The sequence below is a fragment of the Undibacterium sp. Ji49W genome, assembly GCF_049340205.1.
Classification (GTDB): Bacteria; Pseudomonadota; Gammaproteobacteria; order Burkholderiales; family Burkholderiaceae_D; genus Undibacterium.
Genome location: NZ_JBMPOW010000033.1, coordinates 17,668 through 28,069 on the forward strand (window position 1 = coordinate 17,668; position 10,402 = coordinate 28,069).

The 10,402-nt window shown below is 54.9% G+C and carries 4 protein-coding genes; all 4 read left to right on the top strand.

Annotation, left to right across the window (positions count from 1 at the left end; translation table 11 throughout):
• Window positions 1-136 precede the first annotated feature (136 nt).
• Window positions 137-964 (top strand): cellulose biosynthesis protein BcsP, encoded by an 828-nt coding sequence (gene bcsP, locus ACO0LK_RS26630; protein WP_422980548.1) that lies wholly within the window; start codon window positions 137-139, stop codon window positions 962-964.
• Complete coding sequence (gene bcsQ / locus ACO0LK_RS26635) at window positions 961-1,728, top strand: cellulose biosynthesis protein BcsQ (RefSeq protein WP_422980549.1); 768 nt, start codon at window positions 961-963, stop codon at window positions 1,726-1,728. Before bcsP ends, bcsQ begins: the two co-directional genes overlap by 4 nt.
• Window positions 1,728-6,281: a UDP-forming cellulose synthase catalytic subunit gene (gene bcsA, locus ACO0LK_RS26640; RefSeq protein ID WP_422980550.1), complete on the top strand. Its 4,554-nt coding sequence runs from the start codon at window positions 1,728-1,730 to the stop codon at window positions 6,279-6,281. Before bcsQ ends, bcsA begins: the two co-directional genes overlap by 1 nt.
• 322 nt (window positions 6,282-6,603) lie before the next feature.
• The coding region (locus ACO0LK_RS26645) for a tetratricopeptide repeat protein (protein ID WP_422980551.1) at window positions 6,604-10,402 on the top strand (3,799 nt) is incomplete at its 3' end.

Sequence of the window (10,402 nt, forward strand, 5' to 3'; positions counted from 1 at the left end):
TACGCAAAGCCGTTCAGCCGTGGCATGAGATTGACGATCGTTAGCGTAACAGACGAAGCGTCAGCATGTTCAAGGGCGATTTTGCGTAAGTCCTCAGTAAGTTGGCACAGCAGGAATATGGGGGCTGGTGACTATTATGGATGATGACGTAAAAAACCTTTTTCAAAAATTTGGGCAAACCACAGAGGCGTACCGCGAAATCAATCGCGATGCAGACAGTGAGCAAGCCCGGCAGCGATGGCCATTACTGCGCGATGTGCATGTGAATGGTGCACCGGCGCCGAAACGTGCGCATGCGCAGGAACATGTAGCTGCAACTCCTGCTGAGGCTGGCCAGAACACCGGTATGTTTAATCCTGCTGGCAACAAGGCAATTGCCAAACCGGCTAGCCCCAAAGCCAGCAACACACCGGCTCCTGCCACGTCCCTGCTGGCAGCAGCGGCTGCACCTGTGGCAGTCAAAACACCGCCCTTGAAACAGATCTTGTCCAGGCAAGAAATCGACAGCGATGTCAAAGAAGAATTGGCACCCGCCATAGCACCTGCGCCAGCATTCATGACAAAGAACAGGGCGACCGCGCCGCGCGAAGTGCTGCATGCCGCAGCCAGGGTAGAAGTACCTGCGGCCAGCCTGTTCGCTCAGCGCCAGCCAGTAGATAAAGAGCCGCCGAAAGCAAACGCACCTGCGCCTTTACTTGCACCTGCGCCAAAGCCATCTTTCTTTAGCGCCCCCGCAGCAGCAACTGTACCAACTGCGCCGGCAGCAACGCCGGCTACAGCCTCAGTCCTGCAATCGATAGGCGGGCGTCGCACAGCAACACAGGCACCTGCCCAGATCAACGCACAGCCCGCCGGTGAAGTACCTTTGAGCGCCGTATTTGGTCGATTGGCAGCCAAGCCTGAAGCAGAAAAACCGGTAGAGACGGGTGTCAATTCATTCTTTAAAAAAATATTTAAACCATGAGGGTAGTAGCCGTTATCTCTCCCAAAGGTGGTGTAGGAAAAACTACGGTGACTGCCAATCTGGCAGCGTCCCTGGCGCGACTGGGGCCGCGTATCACCATACTTGATCTCGATCCGCAAAATGCACTAAGACTGCATTTTGGCATGCCGCATGATGACCCCGGCGGTATCGCCCAGCAAGAGTCGATAGATGGTAATTGGGCAGACGGTTTGTTTGAAAGCGCCTATGGCGTTGATTTTCTGCCATATGGCAGTGTCGATGAAAGCCAGCGTGCCGTGTTTGAACAGGATATCAAGGCCGATCCACAGTGGCTGGCCAAGCACCTGGCGTCATTGCAACTTAGTGACAATAGCGTGGTGCTGATCGATACGCCACCTGGTCCCAGCATCTATTTGCAGCAGGTATTAAGTGTGGCAAATTATGCCCTGGTGGTGTTGAAGCCGGATGCGGCATCGTATTCCACCATACCATCGATAGAATCGCTGATAGAGTATTACTGTAGTGAGCGTAGCGATTTTCAGGGCTACTGCTATTTGTTGAATCAGATGGATGCCGCCAAACAGTTGAGCCGTGATGTCTTCGGCATGTTGCGCAGCAGCCTGGGCAAGCGTTTCATCCCTATTACGATACACCGGGATGAAGCCGTCAGTGAAGCCCTGGCCTGCCAGACGCCGGTATCTTATTATTCACAGCACTGTTCAGCCACGCATGACATGCAGGAACTGACGATGTGGCTGCAAAAGAATTTCAGATTGGTTGATTAATGCGCTCAATACTTAATTCCAGATATCTCTATGGTCGCCTGAACGATCTGGGGCGTACCATGGTCAACTGGCCTGGCTGGGAGCACAAGTTTTCGCGCTTTTTAGCCCTGATGGTGGCGGTCTTCCTGTACTGGACCAGTATCAGCATTCCGCTGGAACTACCTTTGCAAACCCTGTTTTCCATCGTCATTTTTGGAACGGCGATGTATTTGCGCCGTTATACCGGCACCCTGATTTCGCTGGTGATGGTGATGTTTTCCATCAGCGCCACCAGCCGCTACATCTACTGGCGCGTGACCTATACCATAGGCACAGAAAATATGGTGGACCTGTTCTTTGCGCTGGTACTGATCATGGCCGAAGTCTATGCCTGGCTGGTACTGTTGCTGGGGTATCTGCAAACCGCCTGGCCTTTGAAGCGCAAGCCGGTGATGATGCCAGCTGACACATCGTCCTGGCCCACCATCGATCTGTTCATCCCCAGCTATAACGAAGACCTGGCTGTGGTCAAGCCTACCGTGCTGGCGGCAATGGGCATAGACTGGCCCAAGGACAAACTCAATATCATCATCCTGGATGATGGCCGCCGCCCGGCCTTTGCCGAATTTGCCGCATCGGTGGGCGTGCAGTGTTTTACCCGTGCCGATAACAACCATGCGAAAGCCGGTAATATCAATGCGGCCCTGAAGCGTACCACCGGGGAATTCGTCGCCATCTTCGATTGCGATCACATGCCTACGCGCTCGTTTTTGCAATATACGATGGGCTGGTTTTTGGTTGATCCCAAGCTGGCCATGGTTCAGACCCCCCATCACTTCCTGTCGCCCGATCCGTTTGAACGCAATTTACAGACTTTCCGCAATGTACCGAATGAAGGCGAATTGTTTTACGGCCTGATACAGGACGGTAATGATTTGTGGAACGCGACTTTCTTTTGCGGTTCCTGCGCCATCCTGCGCCGCACCTACCTCGAAGAAGTCGGTGGCATCGCGGTTGAAACCGTGACAGAAGATGCGCATACCGCTCTGAAGATGCAGCGACGTGGCTACAACACCGCTTACCTCGCCTTGCCGCAGGCAGCCGGTCTGGCCACCGAAAGTCTGTCTGCCCACGTGGGGCAACGTATCCGCTGGGCGCGTGGCATGGCGCAGATTTTCCGAACGGATAATCCCTTGCTGGGCAAGGGGCTCAGTTTTGGTCAGCGACTTTGTTACAGCAACGCCATGCTACATTTCTTTTATGGCTTGCCACGCATGGTGTTCTTGCTGGCACCGCTGTCCTACCTGTTTTTTGAAGTGCATATTATCAAGGCTTCGGCCCTGTCGATTGCCGCCTATTCGCTGCCGCATTTGTTGCACGCCAACCTGACCAACTCGCGCATACAGGGGGCGCACCGGCATTCCTTCTGGGCCGAGGTGTATGAGGCCACGCTGGCCTGGTATATCTTCCGCCCCACGCTGGTGGCGCTGATCAATCCCAAGCTGGGTAAGTTCAACGTGACGGCCAAGGGTGGTCTGGTTGAGCAGGAGCATTTTGACTGGACCATTTCCAAACCTTACCTGATCATGCTGGGCATGAACGTGCTGGGTTTCTTTGTCGGTTTTGGCCGGGCATTGTGGTGGAACAGCTATGAACTTGATACCGTTATTCTGAACATGTTGTGGACCATTTATAACCTGGTGATACTGGGTGCTACCCTGGCTGTGGCAACCGAATCGAAACAGGTCCGGCGTACTCACAGGGTCAGGGCGGTACTGAATGCCACACTGCGTCTGAACAATGGCCATTCCATCGTTTGCCAGACAGAAGATTTCTCCATGGGTGGCATGTCATTCCGGGTACCGGATGGTTTTAATATGCAAAAAGACGAAGAGTTGGCGATTTCCCTGTATGGTACAAATGGCGAATCGGTGTTCCCGGCCAAGACGGTGTTCTTCAAGGGCAATCTGCTCAGCGTGCAGTTTGCGCCGCTGGACATGCAGCAGGAAATGGATCTGATCAATTGCACCATCGGCCGTGCTGACGTCTGGCTGAGCTGGTCGAATGACAGGGATGTTGATCATCCACTTACTGGGTTGAAAGAAATCGCCTTCCACAGCATGCGCGGATTTTCGCGATTTGGTACAAGCATCAGGCAATACATCGGGGAAAAAACAGAACATATGAACAAAATGAATGAGGTTCCCATCGTGAAAAGCATCGCGAAAAGTATACGGACAAAATTGTCGCGCAAAGGCAGCACCACCGCTTTGGCAATAGTCTGCGGTTTAGTTGGCGTCATGCACAATGACGATGTACTGGCCAAGTCGAAACGCGCCAGCAGCGCCAGTGCCGAAGCCGCCATCGCCACCTCACCCGAAAAAGTGGCGATTGATGATCTGGTGCAGCCCATCGTCTCACCCACCGGGCAAAAGACCTACAACATCAGCCTGAAAGATATGGTCGGCGTTGGTTCCAGCATAGAATTGCGCGGTACCGAGGGCGAGCGTTCTTTCCCCTTTACCGTACGCAGCGATGAAGTCATTACTTCCGCCAAGATTCGCTACGGCATCGCCTATTCGCCAGCGCTGCTGCCAGACCTGTCGCATATCCAGGTACTGGTGAACAATGAACTGGTCAGCGTGGTACCACTGCCAAGGGAAACCTCAAAAGGTATCGTGCGTGAAGACGTGATTGACCCGCGTTATTTTGCCGACTTCAATCAGCTCAGTTTCAAGCTCATCGGCCATTACACCCGGGATTGTGAAGACCCGTATCATTCCAGCCTGTGGGCCAAGGTCAGCCATACCTCAAATCTGGAACTGACCGTATCACCACTGACACTGGCGAATGACCTGGGCATGTTGCCGGCACCATTCTTTGATCGCCGCGACAACAAGTTGCTGGAACTACCTTTCGTCATGCCAGCCACACCATCGCTGGATATCTTGCGTAATGCCGGTGTCGTCGCTTCCTGGTTTGGTCACCTGTCTTCCTATCGCGGTGCACGTTTCCCTATCGAAGCAAACACGCTGCCGATTGGTAATGCGGTCGTATTTGCCACCGCCAATGAAGCACCGGCCGGTATCAAACTGCCTGCCATTACCGGACCTACCCTGGCTATCATCCCCAACCCCGGCAATGTCAAGGCAAAACTGCTGCTGGTACTGGGCCGTGATGCAGGCGAACTGAAGATTGCCGTGCAGGCACTGACCATGGGGCAATTGGCCCTGTCCGGCGACAGCGCGGTCATCAAGAACCTGAAAGAAATCGACCCGCGTAAAGCCTATGATGCGCCGAAGTGGTTGCCGACTGACCGTCCGGTGAAATTTGGCGAACTGGCGGCACCGCCAGCACTGCGCGTCAATGGCCTGACTCCTGATCTCATCAAGGTGAATTTGCGCGTGGCACCCGATCTGTTCACCTGGCAAAAAGAAGGTGTGCCAATTGATTTGCGCTACCGTTTCACACCACGCCCTACGGTGGACAAGTCAACGCTGAACATCGGCATCAATGATGAATTCGTGCGTTCGCTGCCGTTGTCTGGTGGCCAGGTAGAAAAAGGCAAGATCAAGGAATCGGTCATGCTGTTCTTCAAGGATGGTCAGCGTTCTGCACAGGAAGATATCCAGGTGCCGACTTTCCGTATCGGTGCAGAAAACCAGTTGCAGTTCCACTTCTATTACGACTATCCAAAACAGGGTGCGTGTAAGGACGTGTACCTCGACAATGTACGCTCTGCAATTGACCCGGATTCGACGATCGATTTTTCCAATATGCCGCACTATGCCGCCATGCCTAACCTGGCGTACATGGCCAATGCCGGTTTCCCGTTCACCCGCATGGCTGATCTGTCCCAGACTGCCATCGTGTTGCCGGACAGGCCAAATGCGCAGGAAATGGAATTGTTCCTCAACGTCATGGGCCGCATGGGCGAATCCACTGGGTATCCGGTGTTGAACAATACCCTGATACGCAGTGGTGAAGCCGACAAGCACAGCGACAAGGATTTCTTGCTCATCGGTACCAGCGGCAATCTGCCCCTGCTCAAGCAATGGTCCAAATACATGCCCATGAGCATGGACGAAAACGGTAATCGTCTGCAAATCCCTACCGGCTTCCTGCGTCTGTTGTATCGCTGGGCTGGGCGTGATCTTGATAATATTGAACGCCATGCCGGTGAAATGCTGGCCAGGACGGGCAATTCTTTTGGCGCCATGATGCAGTTTGAATCTCCGCTGTCCAGTGGCCGTAACGTTGTCGTGATGACGGCGGGCGATTCTGCCAGTCTGGCTGATTTGTCCACGGGTCTGAACAAGGCAGATTTGCGCAGCCGCTTCCAGGGTGACCTGGTTTTGATCAAGGGTGAGCGGGTGTCCAATGTGCAGATCGGTGATACCTATTATTCAGGTAGCCTGCCACTGTGGACCTGGATTAAATGGAACTTGTCATCCCAGCCTTTGCTGATGATCATTTTCCTGATGCTGGCCTCGTTGATTGCTGCCACCATGCTGTTCCGCTTCTTGCGCAAGCAGGCTGCATCGCGTCTGGCACTCGGCGACAAGAAGAAATAAAGCGAGAAATAGCGCGAGAAACAAAGCGAGAAATAAGCCAGACTGAAGTGGTCGTGGTAAAAAATGCCGGGTGATGTGCCCGGCATTTTCCTGTTTTCCTGATCCAGCCATGGCTGGAATACAATGGGAAAAAGACAGTAAAAACCCCGCCGCCATAAAAAATACGCGGGCGGGCAGATAACAGATACTTATTTATTTTCCGGGTCAGACTGGCCCGGAAAGAAGTCGTTAGGGGACATCAATGGTCTTAAAGAAAAAAGCGATCGTATTAGCGCTTTTGTCGGTTTTTTTCGAGTGCGGTATCGCGCACGCAGAATCCCCTTTGACGCAACAATTGAAAGAGCAGGCGCAGTTCTGGCAGCAACGTGGCCGTGACGATAATGCCGCTGATACCTGGCGCAAGCTGCTGAAGGTGGATCCGTCCAATGTTGATGCGCTGATGGCGCTGATCTCGCTGGAAGCCAGGGCTGGCAATCCAGAGCAGGCTAAAACCTATTTCGCCAAACTACGCGGTACCCAGGCCACATCGGCTCAGCTGCGCAGCGCTGAACAGGCCATGCGCGGTGGCAAGTCAGACAGTACAGGCCAGCTCGACAATGCACGCAAACTGGCGCAGCAGGGCGACGCCGATGCCGCCGTTGATGCCTTCAAACAAATGGGTGACCCCAGCAAACTCAAGGGCGAAGCCGCCTTTGAATACCTGCAAGTATTGGCCGGTACCAATGCCGGTTACGCCGAAGCCCGCAAGGGGCTGGAAAAACTCAGCCGTGACAATCCCGGCAATACCAAATATGCCCTGGCCCATGCCAAGGTGCTGACTTACCGCGAGCCATCCAGGCCAGAGGGCATGAGCCTGCTGGAAAATCTCAGCCATAAACCCGACGTCGGCAAGCAGGCGACAGAATCCTGGCGCCAGGCATTGAGCTGGATGGGCCTGAAACCGGAAAACGCCAAATATTTTCGCGCTTACCTCGATAAACATCCCGACGATCAACTGATACAGGACAGATTGGCCAGTGTCAGCAAACCGGTGAAAACAGAGCCAGCAAAAACAGAGCTGACCAAAGCAGAACCAACAGCAGCAGAAGCCGCTGCCAAGCCAACAAGAGAAGTCAAACCTGCCAAAGAACCCAAACCGCCTGCGGCACCCAAGGTGGTAGAAAACCCGATAGAGAAAAGCCGTGTCGCAGGTTTCAATGCGCTGGAAGCCAATGACATGGAAGCGGCTGCCACCGAGTTTCAGTCGCTCATCAAAACTTATCCGAAGAACCCCATGGGGTATGGCGGCATGGGTTTGGTCAAGATGCGCGAAGAAGAATTTATCGACGCCCGCGGATTCTTGCAAAAAGCAGTGGACCTGTCGCCCGGCCAATCCAAGGACCAGTGGCGTAAAGCCTATGAAGATGCCAGTTACTGGGCCATCGTGGCCGAAGCCAGAACCGCATTTGAAGACGGTGACAGCGCCAAGGGCATAGGCTTTTTGCGCAAGGCCATAGAATTGAACGGTACCGAACCATCCGGCATACTGCAACTGGCGGATGCCTTGCAGGCAGAAAATGACCTGACCGGGGCCGAAGCCAATTATCGCCGTGTACTGAATGCCGACAAACAGAACCTGCGTGCGCTCGATGGTCTGATCGGTGTACTGGTGCTGCAAAAGCGCCTGGCTGACCTGGAAGCCCTGACGCCCTACATGCTGCCGCGTCATATAGCCATTGTGGCGAACCTGAAATCGGAAGAACTGGCCAACAAGGCCAAAGCGGCAGAAACAGCCGGTGATCTGAATACTGCCCAGCAGGCCTACGAAGATGCCATCATGATCAAGCCAGACAATGCCTGGCTGCGCATGGCACTGGCCCGGCTGTACCTCAAGCGTGATATGCCGGGGCAGGCGAGGGCGCTGGTAGATGCCCTGGCTAATGTAGAAAATGCCGACCCCGAAGCCCTGTATGTCAGTGCCTTGCTGAGCGAGATGCAGCAATACTGGTGGGAAGCCATGCAGACGCTGGAACGCATCCCGCCTGCCTCGCGCAAGAAAGAAATGGCGGACATGCAAAAGCGCCTGTGGGTCAGAGTGCAGATTGACCGCATCACCGTGCTCAATCGCAAGGGCAACCGCGATGCTGCCAGAAGCATACTTGCCAGCGTAGAACCTGTGGCGGGCAATGATCCTGAATTTACCGGCACCATGGCCAACCTGTACATACAGTTGGGTGATAACGAACGTGGCTTTGCCATGATACGCCAGGCGGTGCAAAATACAGCCAAGCCATCTGCCGGCTTGCTGCTGCAATTTGCCAGTACCCTGATGCAAAGCAATCAGGAAGCAGAACTGGAAGCTGTCATGCGCCGCGTTGCTGCCATGCCGAATCTGGGTGAAGAAGAAATCCGCTCTTTCGGCCAACTGCAACGTGTACTGGCCATGCGTTATGCCGAACGTGCGCGTGAAGCAGGCGATTTCGCCAATGCCTACAATTACATACAACCCCTGCTGATCGCCAATCCGGATGACAATGCCTTGCTGTTGACGCTGGCGCGGATTTATACCGCATCTGGCGATTCAGCTTCGGCCCGTGACATTTACCAAAAAGTACAGCAAACCGACCCGGAAAATCCGGAAGTCTTGCAGGGCCTGGTCTACGCCGCCATGGAAGCGCGCGACTTTGCCAATGCCGAACGTTATCTCGGTGTATTGATGGACCTGCAGCCAGAGAATCCGCGCTATCTTGCCCTGGCGGGAAATGTTGCCCGCGCAAGAGGCAATAATAGCCGCGCCCTTGATTATTTCAAGCAGGCACTGGCGCTGGAACGCGTCCAAAAAACAGCAATGGGTACAGGCCCGAATGGCCTGCGTCTGGTCGATACTGCACCGGCCACCAATGCAATCAATGCCACCAGCAATTTCAAGGTCAATCCTTTTGCTGAAGGCAAGGCCAATGCAGCAGCGCCAGCTAACACTGCTGCGCCACGTGGTCCAGCATTGAAAGAAGTGCCGGTCAGCGGCAATACCGTCAACCCGGGTACGGTAGGTGCAGGCGGCACGGGTGTATATAACTCAGGTATTTTTGCACCGGTAGGCAAGCCTTTGACACCATCTTCCGGTGCTGCCATACCTGCCAGCCCGATCAGCAAAACCGTGCCCAGTTTGCCGGCCTTGCAGGCGGTGCCGGCAGCGGCAGCACCTGTGGCACCGGCAGTAGCGGTACCAGCCTACCCGCTGCCGCCGGTACCCAAATTGCAAACAGCGCCGGCCAGCAGCCCCGCTGTTAGTCCAGCAATTAGTCCAGCCCCAGCCAAGGCCGGTGGCGCACCAGCGGACCCCAATAGCGGTATGACGGATCGTTACAGTAACGGTGCCAGCATGCTGGGCACCTATCCTTCGCAACAGCAAACCCAGGTGGCGCAGTATGTCGCGCCGGGTGTTCAGGGTGTTCCATACATCCCACCCAAGGTCAGTTATACAGCCGCAAGCGTGCCGATACCGCAGCAATATGCGTCGGGGAATGCGGCGAATGTGGGAGGTAATGCAGGAGGTAATGCTGGAGGGGCTGGCACGAGTGGTTATTCCAGCGGTAGCGCATATGCAAGCAACCCTGCTGGCACAGGCAGTATTTCCGCTGCCCGCAAGCTGACTAAACCCGGCCAGAGCAGCAACGTCAGCCCGGAAGAAGCGTCCCTGCTCAAAGAAATCGACGCCATCAATGAACTCAACCAAAGCCAGGTCACAGTCGAAGTGGCAGGCCGCTCCCGCAGTGGAGAAAAAGGCCTGTCCGCCCTGAATGGCGTAGAACTCCCCATCGAAGCCCAGATCAGCACCCTGGGCCTGGGCCAGTTCGGTTTAAAAATTATCCCCGTGCTGGCTGACGCTGGTACCCTGGCATTGAACGACACCAACATCGCCGGCCAGTATGGCCGCAACGCCATATTGGTAGAACGTGCCAAATACGCCAAAGTCCCGTTCACCACCATCGCCCGCCAGCAAGGCCTCTCCAATGTCGCTACCCTCGATCAGGAAGCCAAAGGCGTCGCCCTCAACCTCAGTTATGAACTGGCAGGCGTACGCGCCGACATCGGCTCCAGCCCCATCGGCTTCCCCGTCCAGAACGTCGTTGGTGGCCTGC

Excerpts from the sequence above, each read along its gene's own strand:
- bcsP (WP_422980548.1), top strand. The coding sequence starts at position 137 with ATGGATGATGACGTAAAAAACCTTTTTCAAAAATTTGGGCAAACCACA.
- bcsA (WP_422980550.1), top strand. The coding sequence starts at position 1,728 with ATGCGCTCAATACTTAATTCCAGATATCTCTATGGTCGCCTGAACGAT.
- bcsQ (WP_422980549.1), top strand. The coding sequence starts at position 961 with ATGAGGGTAGTAGCCGTTATCTCTCCCAAAGGTGGTGTAGGAAAAACT.